This is a genomic window from Pseudomonas sp. FBCC-B1667 (assembly GCF_059133255.1).
Window position 1 is genome coordinate 1654277 of record NZ_CP101437.1, and the last position, 15995, is coordinate 1670271.

17 protein-coding genes are annotated in these 15995 nt (G+C 58.6%); 11 read left to right on the plus strand and 6 right to left on the minus strand.

Annotation, left to right across the window (positions count from 1 at the left end):
* The first annotated feature begins 18 nt into the window (after window positions 1-18).
* The gene (locus NL116_RS07310) at window positions 19-690 is read left to right on the plus strand and encodes a response regulator (RefSeq protein WP_494376604.1); all 672 of its coding nucleotides are present in this window, start codon (window positions 19-21) and stop codon (window positions 688-690) included.
* Entirely contained in the window at window positions 683-2071 is a 1389-nt protein-coding gene (locus NL116_RS07315) for a sensor histidine kinase (RefSeq protein WP_494376605.1), read from the plus strand. Before NL116_RS07310 ends, NL116_RS07315 begins: the two co-directional genes overlap by 8 nt.
* Before the next feature lie 55 nt (window positions 2072-2126).
* On the opposite strand, the gene NL116_RS07320 is transcribed toward NL116_RS07315, so the two are convergent.
* Both NL116_RS07320 and ygfZ read right to left on the minus strand, forming a co-directional pair.
* Window positions 2127-2948 (minus strand): HDOD domain-containing protein, encoded by an 822-nt coding sequence (locus NL116_RS07320; RefSeq protein WP_494376606.1) that lies wholly within the window; start codon window positions 2946-2948, stop codon window positions 2127-2129.
* A gap of 34 nt (window positions 2949-2982) precedes the next feature.
* The gene (gene ygfZ, locus NL116_RS07325) at window positions 2983-3924 is read right to left on the minus strand and encodes a CAF17-like 4Fe-4S cluster assembly/insertion protein YgfZ (RefSeq protein ID WP_494376607.1); all 942 of its coding nucleotides are present in this window, start codon (window positions 3922-3924) and stop codon (window positions 2983-2985) included.
* 149 nt (window positions 3925-4073) lie between these two features.
* Between ygfZ and NL116_RS07330 the strand changes: the two genes are divergently transcribed.
* Together NL116_RS07330 and NL116_RS07335 are read left to right on the plus strand one after the other, a co-directional pair.
* A complete protein-coding gene (locus NL116_RS07330) occupies window positions 4074-4328 on the plus strand; it encodes an FAD assembly factor SdhE (RefSeq protein WP_007944081.1) in 255 nt (84 codons plus the stop codon).
* A complete protein-coding gene (locus tag NL116_RS07335; RefSeq protein WP_494376608.1) occupies window positions 4312-4764 on the plus strand; it encodes a protein YgfX in 453 nt (150 codons plus the stop codon). Before NL116_RS07330 ends, NL116_RS07335 begins: the two co-directional genes overlap by 17 nt.
* Here the strand turns inward: NL116_RS07335 and nadB are convergent.
* The gene (gene nadB / locus NL116_RS07340; RefSeq protein WP_140666010.1) at window positions 4733-6349 is read right to left on the minus strand and encodes an L-aspartate oxidase; all 1617 of its coding nucleotides are present in this window, start codon (window positions 6347-6349) and stop codon (window positions 4733-4735) included. The genes NL116_RS07335 and nadB overlap by 32 nt on opposite strands.
* 556 nt (window positions 6350-6905) lie before the next feature.
* On the opposite strand from nadB, the gene rpoE reads away from it, so the two are divergent.
* From rpoE to NL116_RS07360, 4 genes are all read left to right on the plus strand, one after another.
* The gene (rpoE, locus tag NL116_RS07345; protein ID WP_007944079.1) at window positions 6906-7487 is read left to right on the plus strand and encodes an RNA polymerase sigma factor RpoE/AlgU; all 582 of its coding nucleotides are present in this window, start codon (window positions 6906-6908) and stop codon (window positions 7485-7487) included.
* 30 nt (window positions 7488-7517) lie between these two features.
* Window positions 7518-8105, plus strand: a complete 588-nt coding sequence (locus NL116_RS07350) for a sigma-E factor negative regulatory protein (protein ID WP_123433861.1) — start codon at window positions 7518-7520, stop codon at window positions 8103-8105.
* An 8-nt stretch (window positions 8106-8113) separates the two neighbouring features.
* Entirely contained in the window at window positions 8114-9070 is a 957-nt protein-coding gene (locus NL116_RS07355; RefSeq protein ID WP_494376609.1) for a MucB/RseB C-terminal domain-containing protein, read from the plus strand.
* Between the two features lie 181 nt (window positions 9071-9251).
* Entirely contained in the window at window positions 9252-10676 is a 1425-nt protein-coding gene (locus NL116_RS07360) for a DegQ family serine endoprotease (RefSeq protein WP_494376610.1), read from the plus strand.
* Between the two features lie 74 nt (window positions 10677-10750).
* Here the strand turns inward: NL116_RS07360 and NL116_RS07365 are convergent, their stop codons facing one another.
* Entirely contained in the window at window positions 10751-12184 is a 1434-nt protein-coding gene (locus tag NL116_RS07365) for a M48 family metalloprotease (RefSeq protein WP_494376611.1), read from the minus strand.
* A gap of 94 nt (window positions 12185-12278) precedes the next feature.
* Between NL116_RS07365 and NL116_RS07370 the strand changes: the two genes are divergently transcribed.
* Together NL116_RS07370 and NL116_RS07375 are read left to right on the plus strand one after the other, a co-directional pair.
* Window positions 12279-12518 carry a sulfurtransferase TusA family protein gene (locus tag NL116_RS07370; protein WP_078473189.1) on the plus strand — a complete coding sequence of 80 codons (240 nt, stop codon included), beginning with the start codon at window positions 12279-12281 and terminating at the stop codon, window positions 12516-12518.
* A 31-nt stretch (window positions 12519-12549) separates the two neighbouring features.
* Complete coding sequence (locus NL116_RS07375; protein ID WP_494376612.1) at window positions 12550-13620, plus strand: AI-2E family transporter; 1071 nt, start codon at window positions 12550-12552, stop codon at window positions 13618-13620.
* A 127-nt stretch (window positions 13621-13747) separates the two neighbouring features.
* On the opposite strand, the gene NL116_RS07380 is transcribed toward NL116_RS07375, so the two are convergent.
* Both NL116_RS07380 and NL116_RS07385 read right to left on the minus strand, forming a co-directional pair.
* Window positions 13748-14221, minus strand: a complete 474-nt coding sequence (locus NL116_RS07380; protein WP_494376613.1) for a peroxiredoxin — start codon at window positions 14219-14221, stop codon at window positions 13748-13750.
* A 10-nt stretch (window positions 14222-14231) separates the two neighbouring features.
* Window positions 14232-14792, minus strand: coding sequence for a glycine cleavage system transcriptional repressor (locus tag NL116_RS07385; protein ID WP_027925530.1), 561 nt, complete (start codon window positions 14790-14792; stop codon window positions 14232-14234).
* A gap of 323 nt (window positions 14793-15115) precedes the next feature.
* Between NL116_RS07385 and dapA the strand changes: the two genes are divergently transcribed.
* Complete coding sequence (gene dapA / locus NL116_RS07390) at window positions 15116-15994, plus strand: 4-hydroxy-tetrahydrodipicolinate synthase (RefSeq protein ID WP_494376614.1); 879 nt, start codon at window positions 15116-15118, stop codon at window positions 15992-15994.
* Window position 15995: the final 1 nt, after the last annotated feature.

The following is a 15995-nucleotide window of genomic DNA, read 5'->3' on the forward strand; positions in this document are numbered from 1 at the left end:
TGAATGAGGTAATAATCCATGCGCGTCCTGCTCGTCGAAGACCATTTGCAGCTGGCCGAAAGTGTCGCCCAAGCGCTCAAGAGCACCGGGCTGACCGTGGACGTGCTGCACGATGGCGTGGCCGCAGACCTGGCCTTGAGCAGCGAGGAATACGCCATGGCCATTCTCGATGTCGGTCTGCCGCGCATGGACGGTTTTGAAGTGCTCGCGCGCTTGCGTTCCCGGGGGAAAAACCTGCCGGTGCTGATGTTGACCGCGCGCAGCGACGTCAAGGATCGGGTGCATGGTCTGAACCTTGGCGCTGACGATTACCTCGCCAAACCGTTTGAACTGACCGAACTCGAAGCACGGGTCAAAGCTTTGTTGCGCCGCAGTGTGCTGGGCGGTGAGCGTCAGCAGCGCTGCGGCGTGCTGGCCTATGACCTGGACACCCGGCGCTTCACCCTCGGTGAAGAACTGCTGACCCTGACCTCCCGCGAACAGGCCGTCCTCGAGGCGTTGATCGCCCGGCCCGGTCGGGTGATGAGCAAAGAACAGCTGGCCTCCCAGGTGTTCGGTCTCGACGAAGAAGCCAGCCCTGACGCCATCGAAATTTACGTACATCGCTTGCGCAAAAAACTGGATGGCCATCCGGTCGCTATCGTGACCTTCCGCGGTCTTGGCTATTTGCTGGAAAGCCGCGATGCATAAGCCCAGCAGCCTGCGCTGGCGGTTGTTGTGGAACCTCGCGCTATTGCTGGTGGTGTTGATGCTCGCCAGCGGTTTGAGCGCGTACTGGAATGGTCGCGAAGCGGCGGACACGGCGTATGACCGCACCTTGCTGGCATCGGCGCGAACCATCGCGGCGGGGGTTTCCCAGCGTGACGGCACGCTCAGTGCCGACGTGCCTTACGTGGCGCTGGATACGTTTGCCTACGACAGTGCAGGGCGGATTTTTTACCTGGTCAATGACATCCACCAGAATCTGATTTCCGGTTACGAGAATCTCCCCGCGCCACCGCCGGGAACGCCGCGTACCGACGATTACCCGGCGCTTGCCCGGTTTTACAATGCTACGTATCGGGGGCAGAACGTGCGGGTGGTCAGCCTGCTCAAGCCCGTCAGCGAGCCGAACATGAATGGCATGGCGGAAATTCGCGTGGCGGAAACCGATGAGGCACGGGTCAGCATGGCGCGCAGCCTGGCGGCGGATACGTTGTTGCGGTTGGGCATGCTGGCGATTGGCGCGCTGCTGCTGGTGTGGTTCGCGGTGAGTGCGGCGTTGCGTCCGCTGGAACGCTTGCGCACGGCGGTGGAAGAGCGCCAGTCGGATGATCTGCGGCCATTGCCGTTGGTGGAAGTGCAGCACGAGTTATGGCCACTGGTAAGGGCGCTCAATCACTTTACCGAACGACTGCGCGGGCAGTTCGAGCGTCAGGCTCAATTCATCGCCGATGCCGCTCATGAACTGCGTACGCCGTTGGCGGCGCTCAAGGCACGACTTGAGCTCGGCCTGCGGTCAAGTGAGCCGCAAACCTGGCGCAGTACTCTTGAAACCGCGGCCCAGGGCACGGATCGATTGACGCATCTGGCCAATCAGTTGCTGTCGCTGGCACGGGTCGAAAACGGTGCCCGCGCAATTGCCGAAGGCGGTGCGCAGTTGCTGGATTTGAGTCAGTTGGCCCGTGAGTTGGGCATGGCCATGGCACCGCTGGCCCATGCCCGAGGCGTGGCCCTGGCATTGGAAGCGGACGAGCCAGTGTGGCTGCGCGGTGAACCGACGCTGTTGAACGAACTGCTCAGCAACCTGGTGGATAACGCATTGGCTCATACGCCGTCGGGCGGCAATGTGATTCTGCGGGTTACGGCCCCGGCGGTCCTGGAGGTTGAGGATGACGGGCCGGGGATTCCGGTTGATGAGCGGGAACGAGTGTTTGAGCGCTTTTATCGACGCAACCAGCAGGTGGCCGGGTCGGGGCTGGGGCTGGCGATTGTCGGCGAGATCTGTCGCGCGCATCTGGCGCAGATCAGCCTGCATGATGGTACGTCGGCGGGCTTGAAGGTTCGGGTGAGTTTTATTGCCGGAGAGTGAGGGGCCTGTTATGGCCCGTCATGAGCGGGCTCGCGAAGGGCGCGACGTGGTCTGATCAGTAAAACATCGACCGCGATTCTTCCAGATCCTTGATCACCGCTTCGTTCTCCAGATCAATCCCAAGCTTCTTGAATGAAGGCACGCTGGTCAGGTCGAAACGGGCCAGCGGGTGGTCGCTGTCCTTGTGGCAATACAGGCTGGCCACTTGCACCAGATCCACATAATCAATCCGCTCGGACTCACGCTTGAAGTCCAGATATTGCCCAGGAACCTTCACCAGTTTCTCCGGAAACTCCCAGACTCTGAGGAGTTTGTCGCCGATCAAGGGGTGAATGTGGTCGATCACATGGTTGAGGCTGACCGGGTCGGACAGCAGCTCATAGTGATCTTCGGCGTAAGTCAGAATCGGCAACACGCCAATTTGATGCACCAGCCCACCCAGGGCGGCCTGGTCGGGCTTGAGTTGCGTATAGCTGCGGCACAGTGAATAGCTGACCCCGGCGATTTCCAGGCTTTTGCGCCAGACATCGTGCATCTTCTGCTGGACCACTTCGGAGCGGGCGTGGAAAATCTGTTCCATCACCAGGCCGATCGCCAGATTGCTGCTGTAGTTGACGCCCAGCCGCGTGATAGCCGTGTGCAGGTCGTTGACTTCTTGAGTAGCGCGCAGCAGCGGGCTATTGACCACTTTGATCAGGCGCGCGGACAGCGCCGTATCGCGGCCGATCACTTTGCTCAGGGTGCTGACACTGATTTCCGGGTCTTCGGCGGCCTTGCGAATCTGCATGGCCACTTCCGGTAATGTTGGCAGAACCAGGTCATCGTTATCGATGGCCTCAACCAAATCCTGTTGGACCTTTTCCGCCAGATCGCTCATTTCGTTTCTCTAGGTGTTGCCACAAATGCTGCGGTTAACGCTGGATCTCGCGATCGCGGTCCAGTGAGTAAGGCAGGTCGAGCAAGTTCAGGGCGTGTCCTTCGAGGGTGCCGAGATGAATGTCGCCACCCTCGGCTGCTTCGGCTTGAAGTACGGCCAGGAGTTCAATGTGTTGCTCTGCGTTGGCCGCCAGGACTACTTCGCCAATGGAGCTGCCGTGGTTCGGGGAAAACAGCGGCGTTCCAGGGACGGGCAGTTCGCTGGCATCCAGGATAAGACGGTACAAGCGGCGCTTGAGTTTGCCCAGGTACTGCATGCGCGCGACGATTTCCTGGCCGGTGTAGCAGCCTTTCTTGAAGCTTACGCCGCCAACGGCTTGCAGATTGAGCATCTGCGGGATGAACAGTTCGCGTGTCTGTGGCATGACCTGACCGATCCCTGCGCGGATCTGGCCCAGCAGCCATTGGTTCAGACTGCTTTCGGCGAGCATGGCGGACAGCCTGCTCTTGATTGCGTCGGCCTGATCGGCGGCGACCCATAGTTCAGCGCGATCCGGCGAGACCCGGAGGGCAATCAGGCCCTCGTGACGCACGACACTGTCGGTGTCTGCCGGCAACTCAAGACCGAGGCTGCTTAGCGCGACATCGCCATGATCGACGCCGTAGCGGACCCAGGCGGTGCTTTCGTCGGTCAATCTGGATTTGGAGAACACGGCGTACTTTTTCAGGTCCGCCAGTTGCGGCTCCAGCAGTTCGGTGGCCATGGCCAACACAATGCCGTCACCTTCCAGCAGGATGCGGAAACTCGACTGCATCCGGCCTTTTTGCGTGCAGCGGGCGCCAAGGCTGGACTGGGTTTCACTCAGGTAATTGAGGTTGCAGGTCAATTGGCCTTGCAGGAATTTGCCGGCATCCGCGCCGCGGACCGCGAGAACGCCTTCGTGAGACAGGGTGCAGAAAAAAGCAGAATCGGCCATGGGTCATCGCAGGATAAAAAGTCTGGGGGACATCATAAGGGGGCGCCCGTGAAATGGGTAGTTCACAAAAGGAAGACAGTGCCCGACCAAAGCCGACTGTTCGACGAAGCGCGGGGCTGTATACTTGCCGCCTATTTGAGGAGCGCTCCATGGTCGAAGATGTTGAACTGAATCGCCTCTACTGGCACAGCCGCCGCGGCATGCTTGAACTGGACGTATTGCTGGTGCCGTTTGTAAAAGAAGTCTACCCGCACCTCAATGATGTCGATCGCGATTGCTACCGCAAGCTGCTTGAGTGCGAAGATCAGGACATGTTTGGCTGGTTCATGGAACGCGCCGAATCGGAAGATCCGGAGCTTCAGCGCATGGTTCGCATGATCCTGGACCGTGTCCAGCCCAAGTAATACGTTCGAATGTCGCTGGCATGCCTCGCGGCAGTTGCTGGCGGCGTATGTTCTGGCCCAGCTGTTCGCGCTGGGTTCGTTGTTTCTTCTGTCTATACCGGTCTGGGCCAGTGTGCTCGGCGCTTTTTGCTGTCTGGCGCACGGCGTTTGGGTTTTGCCCCGCCAGATTCTGCTGACACACCCGCTGTCATTTCGCGGCTTGCGACGTGATGTCGAGGGCTGGCAGTTGTGGAATCAGGCGCGGGGTTGGCAACCGGTGCAACTGCGACCGGACAGCCTGGCGCTGCCTTTGATCGTGGTGCTGCGGTTTCGCCTGCGCGGTGAACGACAGGTCAGATCGATCTGCGTGCCCCACGACTCGCAGACGGCGGATGTGCACCGACGCCTGCGGGTTCGATTGACGTTCAGTCGACGTAGGTGGGCGGCACCAGAATAGTGTCGAGGGCAACCGGGAGCATGTTCGGGTAGTCGAGGGTGTAATGCAGGCCCCGGCTTTCCTTGCGCTCCATGGCTGACTGAATCATCAGCTCTGCCACCTGAGCCAGGTTGCGCAATTCGATCAAGTCACGGCTGACTTTATAGTTGCTGTAGAACTCGTCGATTTCGTCCAGCAGCAGCCGCACGCGGTGTTGAGCGCGCTGCAAGCGCTTGTTGGTGCGCACGATACCGACGTAGTCCCACATGAATCGCCGCAGTTCATCCCAGTTATGCGCAATGATTACGTCTTCGTCGGAATCGGTGACCTGGCTCGCATCCCAGATGGGCAGGGCGGCTGGAATCGACACGTGTGGCAATTGTTCCAAAATGTCCGCCGCAGCGGAACGCGCGTAAACGAAGCACTCCAGCAGCGAGTTGCTGGCCATGCGGTTGGCGCCGTGCAGGCCGGTGAAGCTGGTTTCGCCGATTGCGTACAGCCCCGGCACGTCGGTGCGACCATTCTGATCGACCATCACACCACCGCAGGTGTAGTGCGCCGCCGGAACTACCGGGATCGGCTGCTTGGTGATGTCGATGGAAAACTCGAGGCAGCGTTCGTACACCGTCGGAAAGTGCGTCTTGATGAACGCTTCAGGTTTGTGGCTGATGTCCAGGTAGACGCAGTCGACACCCAGGCGCTTCATTTCATGGTCGATGGCCCGGGCAACGATGTCCCGTGGTGCCAGTTCTGCGCGGGGGTCAAATCGCTGCATGAAGCGTTCGCCGTTAGGCAGCTTTAGATGCGCACCCTCGCCGCGCAGGGCTTCGGTGATCAGGAAGCTTTTTGCCTGCGGATGGTAAAGGCAGGTGGGGTGAAACTGGTTGAACTCTAGGTTCGCCACCCGGCAGCCGGAGCGCCAGGCCATGGCGATGCCATCACCGCAGGCGCCGTCGGGGTTGCTGGTATAGAGGTAAACTTTGGCCGCGCCACCGGACGCGAGGATGACGAAGCGTGCGCCGTAAGTGTCGACTTCACCGGTCCCGCGATTGAGTACGTAGGCGCCGAGGCAGCGGTCGCCTTCCAGCCCGAGGCGTTTTTCGGTGATCAGATCGACCGCAACGCGCTGCTCCAGCAGTTCGATGTTGGGCCGTTGTCTGGCCTGGGCCAGCAGCGTTCTGAATATCGCGGCGCCGGTGGCATCGGCGGCATGAATGATGCGCCGATGGCTGTGGCCGCCTTCGCGGGTCAGGTGAAACTCGAACCCGCCGTCTTCGGTGCCGGATTGCTCATCGCGGGTGAACGGTACGCCTTGGTCGATGAGCCATTGGATCGCCTCTTTACTGTGCTCGACGGTAAAACGCACCGCGTCTTCATGGCACAGGCCGCCGCCGGCATTGAGGGTGTCATCGACGTGGGACTCAACAGTGTCGGAGTCATCCAGCACGGCAGCGACGCCGCCCTGGGCCCAAAATGTCGAGCCATTGGCGAGGTCGCCTTTGCTCAGTACCGCGATGCGCAAGTGACCGGGCAAGGTCAGCGCAAGACTCAAACCGGCAGCGCCGCTGCCAATCACCAGAACATCGTGTTGAAACTGTTGGCTCATTTCAGGATTCCGCTCAAAGCGACCCGGGTCGGGGTTGGCGCAAGACTGCTGGAACGGCGAGTCAAGTCGGCCACACAGCCCACTAGTATATAGAGGGGGGGAGCGGCACAATACCCGAGCGCATATGGCATTGTGAAACTACTGTGACGGGAAAAACTCGACGCTTCGTCGGATGGTTTTTTGACCAGTTCGATGAGAAGGCGACTGTATCGTGGATTTAACAGTATTTTTCTATTCACGGTTGCACAGTGTTGGCGCTGATTGGTTATAAATAATGGAACTTTTGCCAAAGGCTCAAGATCAATAGACGGTTGCCTGATTCAAGGAACAGTGTCGGCTTCAGGGCAGGATCTGCAGTTTGATCCTTGCTGGCGATTCCGACGACAAGATTATTCGCGCAGCCGGGTAACCCGCGCTGCGCTTTTCGTGCGTGCCAAATCAGAGTCCGCAGGAAACTTGCTTGGAGGGGAGAACTTTTGCGAAAAGCCCGAGTCTATGTTTGCAAGTCTGGTCGTTTAGTTATGCAAGCTTCCTCCGAGCTTATCGAGGAGTGTTCATGCTAACCCAGGAAGAGGATCAGCAGCTGGTCGAGCGCGTTCAACGTGGCGACAAGCGAGCTTTCGATCTGCTAGTGCTGAAATACCAGCACAAAATTCTCGGGTTGATCGTGCGTTTCGTGCACGACACCCATGAAGCCCAGGATGTGGCGCAGGAAGCCTTTATCAAGGCATACCGAGCCCTTGGAAATTTTCGCGGAGACAGCGCGTTTTATACGTGGCTTTACCGCATCGCCATTAACACGGCGAAAAACTATCTGGTTTCACGCGGCCGTCGGCCGCCGGATAGCGATGTTAGTTCCGAGGATGCAGAGTTCTATGATGGCGATCACGGCCTCAAGGATCTCGAGTCGCCAGAACGGGCATTGCTGCGGGATGAGATCGAAGGCACCGTCCATCGGACCATCCAGCAACTGCCAGAAGATTTGCGTACCGCTTTAACTTTACGTGAATTCGATGGTCTGAGTTACGAGGACATTGCGGCCGTCATGCAATGTCCGGTGGGTACCGTGCGCTCCCGGATTTTCCGCGCTCGGGAGGCCATCGATAAAGCCCTGCAGCCGTTGTTGCAGGAAAACTGAGACAGCGGCGATAGCCAAGAGAGGAACGCCATGAGTCGTGAAGCCCTGCAGGAATCGCTGTCCGCAGTGATGGATAACGAAGCGGACGAACTGGAATTGCGTCGGGTATTGAATGCCTTTGACGATGTTGAAACCCGGGAAACCTGGGCTCGTTATCAAATCGCTCGGGCAGTCATGCACAAGGACTTGCTGCTTCCACGCCTGGATATCGCTGCGGCAGTGTCTGCTGCATTGGCCGACGAAGCCGTACCGGCAAAAGCCTCCCGTGGTCCATGGCGCAGCCTGGGTCGCCTGGCAGTAGCCGCTTCGGTCACACTGGCCGTGTTGGCGGGTGTTCGTTTGTACAATCAGGACGAGATCGCGGGTGTCGAGCTGGCTCAGCAATCCAATCAGCCAGGTCTGGCCGTTCCTCAGGTCAAAGGTCCAGCTGTATTGGCAGGCTACAATGAGAGTTCGGATGCTACTGGCCCTATGGCCAGCGGTGTATTGCAAGGTCAGCCAGGCTGGCACGATCAGCGTCTGCCAAGCTACTTGCGCCAACATGCTCAACAAGCTGCATTAAAAGGCACTGAAAGTGCTCTGCCTTATGCTCGTGCAGCAAGCCTGGAAAACCGCTAAGGAGGATCATGCGCCCCCTACCTCTACTTTCGCTTCTGCTCGCAGGCTGGTTTGTCGTACCAGCCCACGCTGATGACGCCCAGGACTGGCTGACCCGTTTGGGCCGGGCCGAGCAACAGCAAAGCTTTTTCGGTACATTCGTTTACGAGCGTAACGGTAGTTTTTCTACCCATAACATCTGGCATCGCGTCCAGGATGGCAAAGTCCGAGAGCGTTTACTCCAGCTCGATGGCTCCGCTCAGGAAGTCGTGCGCATTGATGGGCGTACTCAATGCGTCAGCGGCACCCTGATAGCAGGATTGGGAGATTCACCGAATTCTGCGGCTCGTGCACTGGATCCACAAAAGTTAAAGAATTGGTATGACCTTGCCGTCATCGGCAAGTCGCGTGTGGCTGGGCGTGCGGCGGTGATTGTATCGCTGACGCCACGTGATCAGCACCGATACGGTTTTGAGCTTCATCTGGATAAAGAAACCGGCCTGCCGCTGAAGTCATTGCTGCTTAATGACAAAGGGCAGTTGCTGGAGCGATTCCAGTTCACACAACTGGACACCGCTGACGTGCCGTCTGACAAAGACCTTCAGGCGGGCAATGATTGCAAGGCTGTCACCCTCGACAGCGACAAGGCTTCCGCCATCAAGGCCGCACAGGTTTGGCATTCGGACTGGTTGCCACCTGGTTTCGAGTTGACCAGCAGCAGTGCTCGTAAGGATCCGGAGACCAAGACCCAGGTTAACAGTCTGATGTATGACGACGGCCTGGCGCGTTTTTCGGTTTTCCTTGAGCCATTGAATGGCGCAACCGTGACGGACACCCGTACACAGTTGGGCCCCACCGTTGCTGTATCCCGCCGTCTGACCACGCCTCAGGGCGAAATGATGGTGACGGTGGTCGGTGAGATTCCGATAGGCACTGCAGAACGGATTGCGCTGTCCATGCGCACCGATGTCACTGCAACCAAGTAGTGAGTCATTGTCGAAATGTTTGGTGAGCATTTCAATTTGCAAAAAATTGTGAATCTTTCTATAGGTCAGAGCCTCACGGCTCTGGCCTTGTTTTTTGTTCCCGGAACAAAAATACCGGCGTATTGTTCCCGGTGTTCCTTGCTCCATATCGCTTAACCATGCTCGTCGTAACGGGAGCCGTATGTCGATACCACGCTTGAAGTCTTACCTTTCCATTTTCGCCACCGTGCTGGTACTCGGTCAGGCCGTCACTGCGCAAGCGGTCGAGCTGCCCGATTTCACCCAGTTGGTCGAGCAGGCCTCGCCTGCCGTGGTGAACATCAGTACGACCCAGAAACTGCCGGACCGCAAAGTCTCCGGGCAAATGCCGGACCTTGAAGGCCTGCCGCCACAGCTGCGCGAGTTTTTCGAGCGGGGCATGCCTCAACCGCGTTCCCCTCGTGGTGATCGCCAGCGTGAAGCCCAGTCACTGGGTTCGGGTTTCATCATTTCGCCTGATGGCTACATCCTGACCAACAACCATGTGATTGCCGACGCCGATGAAATCCTCGTGCGTCTTGCTGATCGCAGTGAGCTGAAAGCGAAACTGGTTGGCACCGATCCCCGTTCCGACGTGGCGCTGCTGAAGATCGAGGGCAAGGATCTGCCGGTGCTTAAACTCGGGAAATCCCAGGACCTGAAAGCCGGTCAGTGGGTGGTAGCCATCGGTTCGCCGTTCGGTTTCGACCACACCGTGACGCAAGGTATCGTAAGCGCCATCGGGCGTAGCCTGCCGAATGAAAACTATGTGCCGTTCATCCAGACCGACGTGCCGATCAACCCGGGCAACTCCGGTGGCCCGTTGTTCAACCTGAATGGCGAGGTGGTCGGGATCAACTCGCAGATCTACACCCGCTCCGGGGGCTTCATGGGCGTATCGTTCGCGATCCCTATCGATGTCGCCATGGACGTTTCCAATCAGCTCAAAGACGGTGGCAAAGTCAGCCGAGGCTGGTTGGGTGTGGTAATTCAGGAAGTGAACAAGGACCTGGCCGAGTCGTTTGGTCTTGAGAAACCGGCCGGTGCGCTGGTGGCACAGATTCAGGACGACGGCCCGGCTGCCAAGGGTGGCCTGCAAGTTGGCGACGTCATTCTGAGCATGAACGGTCAGCCGATCGTCATGTCCGCTGATCTGCCACACCTTGTAGGCGCACTGAAGGCTGGCGCCAAGGCAAATCTTGAAGTGATTCGTGAAGGCAAGCGCAAGAACGTCGAACTGACGGTCGGCGCGATTCCTGACGAAGGCAAGGAGCTGGATACACTGCCTAAATCGGGCGTTGAGATCAGCAGCAATCGTCTCGGCGTTTCCGTCGCCGAGCTGTCCGATGAACAGAAGAAAACCTACGACCTCAAAGGTGGTGTGGTGATCAAGGAAGTTCAGGACGGTCCTGCCTCGCTGATTGGTTTGCAACCAGGTGACATCATCACTCACCTGAACAATCAGGCTATCGGCTCCAGCAAGGAGTTCACCGAGATTGCCAAGGCTCTGCCGAAGAACCGTTCGGTATCGATGCGGGTTCTGCGTCAAGGTCGGGCCAGCTTCATCACCTTCAAACTGGCTGAATAAACCGGTTGTTGGCTAAATAAAAAACCGCCTCGAAAGAGGCGGTTTTTTTGTGCGCGTAATTTACAACCGAGCCGTCAGCCCATCATGTCCTTGATCATGCGTTCTTGCTCCATCAACTCGCGCTGACGTGCATCGATACGCGAAGACAACGGAAAGTTGCTGCCGGCCTTGCGCTTGGCGAAGTCTAATTGCTGGATGGCCTGACGGTAGTCGCCGATCAATGCAAAATACTCCGCGCGAGCCTGATGCAGGCCGATGATGTTGCCCGACAGGCCGCGTGTCTCGGCCACCTGATACCACACGTCCGGATCATCCGGGCGTGACTTGAGCAGGCCTTCCAGCGCCTTTTCAGCCTCGGCGGTGCGGTTCTGTTTCAGCAGCAGATCGACACGCATCTGATTCAGTGGGTAGTTGCCAGGGTATTGGGTGAGCATCCGGTCGACGCGTGATTGAGCATCCGGCAGGCGATTGTTGGTGATGTCCAGATCGACTTCCGCCAGGTTATAGATGATCTCGTTCGGCGCCTTGGCCAGTAGCGGCTTGAGATTCTCCCGAGCTTCATTCAACTGGCCACCCTTGATCTGGGCGATTGCCAGGCCATAGCGCGCGACGTCGTTTTTCGGGTTTTCTTCAAGCAGGGCACGGAAGCGCTTGGCGCCAAGGCCTGGGGTTTCTTCATAGAACAACTGGACTCGCGCGCGAATCAGCTGATAGCGCAGAGTGTCTTCGATACCGCCCTGTGGGGCCTGTTCGGCGCGGTTGCGGGTGTCGGCGATCCGCGATTCAGTAACCGGGTGAGTCAGCAGGAATTCCGGCGGCTTGGCGTCGAAGCGGTACTGGCGTCCCAGGCGCTCGAACATGCTCGGCATCGAACGCGGGTCGTAACCGGCTTTTTCCAGATTGACGATGCCAATGCGGTCGGCTTCCTGTTCGTTTTGGCGTGAGAAACGCCGCTGCTCCTGAATCGCCGCCGCTTGCGTACTTGCAATGGCGGCAATCCCGGCATCGCCGGCACCGGCTGCTGCAATCACGATCCCGGCCAGCAAGGCGGCCATCATCGGCACTTGCATGCGCTGTTGCGCTTCAACGCCACGGGCAAAGTGACGTTGTGACAAGTGAGCCAATTCGTGAGCCAGAACCGACGCGTACTCGCCTTCGGTCTGCGCATAGAGGAACAAGCCGCCGTTGACCCCGACGATCCCGCCAGGCGCCGCGAAGGCGTTGAGTTGCGGGCTGTTGATCAGGATGAATTCCAGGCGCCGGTCATTGACTTGGCTGGTTTCCACCAGTCGGTAAACGCTGGATTCGACGTAATCCTTGAGCTGCGGATCGTTGAGCTGTGGGACCTGACTGCGCAATAGCGCCAGCCAGGCGCGGCCCAACTGGTATTCCTGTTGCGGCGAGACGATGGCAGAACTGGCGTCGCCGAGTGACGGCAGGTCGTCGGCAAAGCCCGGTGAGGCGAGCAGGCAAGCGAGCGTCAGCAGGGTAGGGCGCAAAAAAGTCATGCACAAAGCCTTAGTCGACAAAGACCTTACTGTAGCCGGACACTGTGCTTGGGACCAGATATTCTAGGCAACTCAACCACCCCGGAGTGAAACAATGATCGACGCTGTAGCCCATGACGCCGAACTGGACGCCAGCGGCCTTAATTGTCCGTTGCCGTTGCTCAAGGCCAAGCTGGAGCTCAATCGACTGGCCAGCGGCGCGGTGCTCAAGGTGATCGCCACGGACGCAGGTTCCCAGCGCGACTTCCGCACCTTTGCCCGATTGGCCGGTCATACGCTGCTTCGTGAAGAAGATGAGGCGGGCGTTTACCGCTACTGGTTAAAAAAAGCCTGAAACCTGCTGCGTTCGTTTCTAAGGAATATTGATGTTCAAGGTGTTACGCAACTGGATTCAGCGCTACTTTTCCGATGAAGAAGCAGTGGTACTGGCGGTGCTGCTGGTTTTGGCATTCACCGCTGTGCTCACCTTGGGCGGCATGCTCGCGCCGGTACTGGCCGGGATGGTGCTGGCTTACCTCATGCAAGGCCTGGTGGTCACCCTCGAACGCCTGCGCATGCCCGGTGGCGTAGCCGTTGGACTGGTGTTTGCGTTGTTCATGGGGGCACTGCTGGTCTTCATGATTGTGTTGGTGCCGCTGCTGTGGCATCAGCTGATTACGCTGTTCAACGAATTGCCGGGCATGCTCGCCAAGTGGCAGTCGCTTTTATTGCTGCTGCCGGAGCGCTATCCGCATCTGGTGTCCGATGAGCAGGTGTTGCAGGCCATCGAAGTGGCGCGGGGCGAGATCGGTAAATTCGGCCAGTGGGCGCTGACGTTCTCTCTGTCGAGTCTGCCGCTGCTGGTGAACATCATGATCTACCTCGTTCTGGTGCCGATTCTGGTGTTCTTCTTTCTCAAGGACCGGGAGATGATCGGTCAGTGGGTGCGCGGTTACCTGCCCCGCGAACGGGCGCTGATCACCCGCGTCGCTCACGAAATGAACCGCCAGATCGCCAATTACATTCGTGGCAAGGTCATCGAGATTTTCATCTGTGGTGGCGTGACCTACATCGGTTTTGTCGTGCTGGGGCTTAACTACGCCGCGCTGCTGGCGTTACTGGTGGGCGTGTCGGTGGTGGTGCCTTACGTAGGCGCCGTGGTGGTGACCGTGCCGGTCATGCTGATTGCGCTGTTCCAGTGGGGCTGGAGTGATCAGTTCATCTATTTGATGGCGGTCTACGGGATCATTCAGACGCTGGACGGCAACGTGCTGGTGCCGTTGCTGTTCTCGGAGGCAGTCAACCTGCACCCGGTCGCGATCATCTGCGCGGTGCTGTTGTTTGGCGGGTTGTGGGGCTTTTGGGGGGTGTTCTTTGCAATCCCTCTGGCAACGCTGTTCAAGGCTGTGCTGGATGCGTGGCCGCGCAAGGAGCCGGAAGTCGCGCCATTGCTTTAGCCCTTTTGTGAGGCTGACGGCCTCTTCGCGAGCAAGCCCCACATTTGATCGGATTCCTTCAGGAAAAACTCGGTCTAATGTGGGAGCAGGCTTGCTCGCGAAGGCGTCCGAACAGGCGCCCGATGAATCAGGCCTTGTTTAAAGCCTGAGCGGCCGCCAATACCGCATCCACATGCCCTGGCACCTTCACACCGCGCCATTCCTGACGCAGCACACCGTTCTTGTCGATCAGGAACGTGCTGCGATCAACGCCCATGTATTCCTTGCCATACAGCTTCTTCAGCTTGATCACATCGAACTGCTGGCAAAGCGCTTCTTCCTTGTCGCTAATCAGCTCGAAGGTGAACGCCTGCTTGGCCTTGAAGTTTTCGTGGGACTTGAGGCTGTCACGCGACACGCCGAACACTTCGGTGTTGGCCGCTTTAAACGCCTCAAGCTGATCGCGAAAACCCTGACCTTGAGTGGTGCAACCCGGCGTGCTGTCCTTTGGATAGAAGTAAATCACCACTTGCTTGCCTTTAAGGCCCGCGAGGCTGACGGTCTGTCCACTGGTGGCGGGTGCTTCGAAGTCGGCAACCGGTTGGTCGATGGCAACGGCCATGAAAGCTTCCTTACATTGGGTTTTGTGGGCGCCACGGTTCGATCAGGGCATCCAGGTTCAGCGCGTCGGCGAAATCCAGGAACTGATCGCGCAGCCAGCTGATTTGCACGCCGGCCGGCAAGGTCACGGTAAACGTGGCATTGAGCATGGTGCCGCCGGTTTGTGGCGCTTGATAGGTGTCACAGGTCAGGTTTTCCAACTCGACGTTGTGGTCCATGAAGAACTGGCACAGCTCATTGATGATGTCAGACCGGTAGGCCGAGCTGACGTAAGCCACGTAGGGCAGTGCCTGAGGACGGTTCTCCAGGGCCGCGCTGCGCACCACATTGACGGTGAACGCATGCTTTTTGGAGAGGCTCGGCAAGCTGCCTTCCAGGCGCGCCAGGGCGTCCCAGCTACCGGAAATCTCGAGGATCAACGCACTGCACTCGCCATGACGGGTCAGGCGGGAAGTGACCACGGCGCAGCGATTTTCATGGCTGGCGCGGCACAGGACGTTAGTCAGCTCCATGGGGTTGGCGCCGAGGGCACTGATGACAAGGAATTGTTCGCGAACTGTGGGGGTGGACATGCAGCATTCCTAAAGCGATGAGCGGTCGGTACGACTAAGGGCTATTCCCGGAACGAGCCTGCGGATGCGAATTCAGAAAACCCGAGCCACAAGTTGCAACGTGCTCCAGTGAGGCGGGAGCGAGGGGTGGCAACGCTGGATCGGGCTTGTGATGCCGTAAATGGAGGCTGGAACCTGGCGTACGAGCTTGTCAGTACCGATCAAAGTCTGAAGGGTAGCGAAAAGCAACGCCAAGGGGAATGGCAGCAGCGCAGTACTTTGCTTGTGCAAGCATCTTGGCGCCAGTACCATTACCGCTCTCTTTTTCCGGCAGGAGCGGTTTCATGATTGCGGGCAGTATGGTGGCACTGGTCACACCCATGGATGCACAAGGGCGTCTTGACTGGGACAGCCTCAGCAAACTCGTGGACTTCCACCTTGAAAACGGCACCCATGCCATTGTCGCGGTCGGTACTACCGGCGAGTCGGCAACCCTTGATGTCGATGAGCACATCGCGGTCATCAAGGCCGTGGTCAAGCAGGTCAATGGCCGTATTCCGGTGATCGCCGGCACCGGCGCCAATTCGACCCGTGAAGCCGTCGAACTGACCCGCAACGCCAAAGTAGCCGGCGCCGATGCCTGCCTGCTGGTCGTTCCGTACTACAACAAGCCGACTCAGGAAGGCTTGTACCAGCACTTCAAGCACATCGCTGAAGCGGTCGACATCCCACAGATCCTCTACAACGTTCCTGGCCGCACCTCCTGCGACATGCAGGCCGAGACCGTGATTCGCCTGTCCACCGTGCCGAACATCATTGGTATCAAGGAAGCCACCGGCGACCTGAAGCGTGCCAAGGCAATCCTTGATGGCGTGAGCAAGGACTTCATCGTGCTGTCCGGCGATGATCCGACCGCTGTCGAGCTGATCCTGATGGGTGGCAAGGGCAACATCTCCGTCACCGCCAACGTCGCCCCGCGCGAAATGGCTGTCCTGTGCGAGGCCGCGCTCAAGGGCGACGCCGAGACTGCACGGGCAATCAACGAAAAACTGATGCCGCTGCACAAGGATCTGTTCATCGAAGCCAACCCGATTCCGGTGAAGTGGGCTTTGGTCGAAATGGGCCTGATGCACGAAGGCATTCGCCTGCCGTTGACCTGGCTGAGCGCACCTTGTCATGAAACGCTTCGCTCGGCCCTGCGCCAGTGCGGCGTCCTGGTTTAAT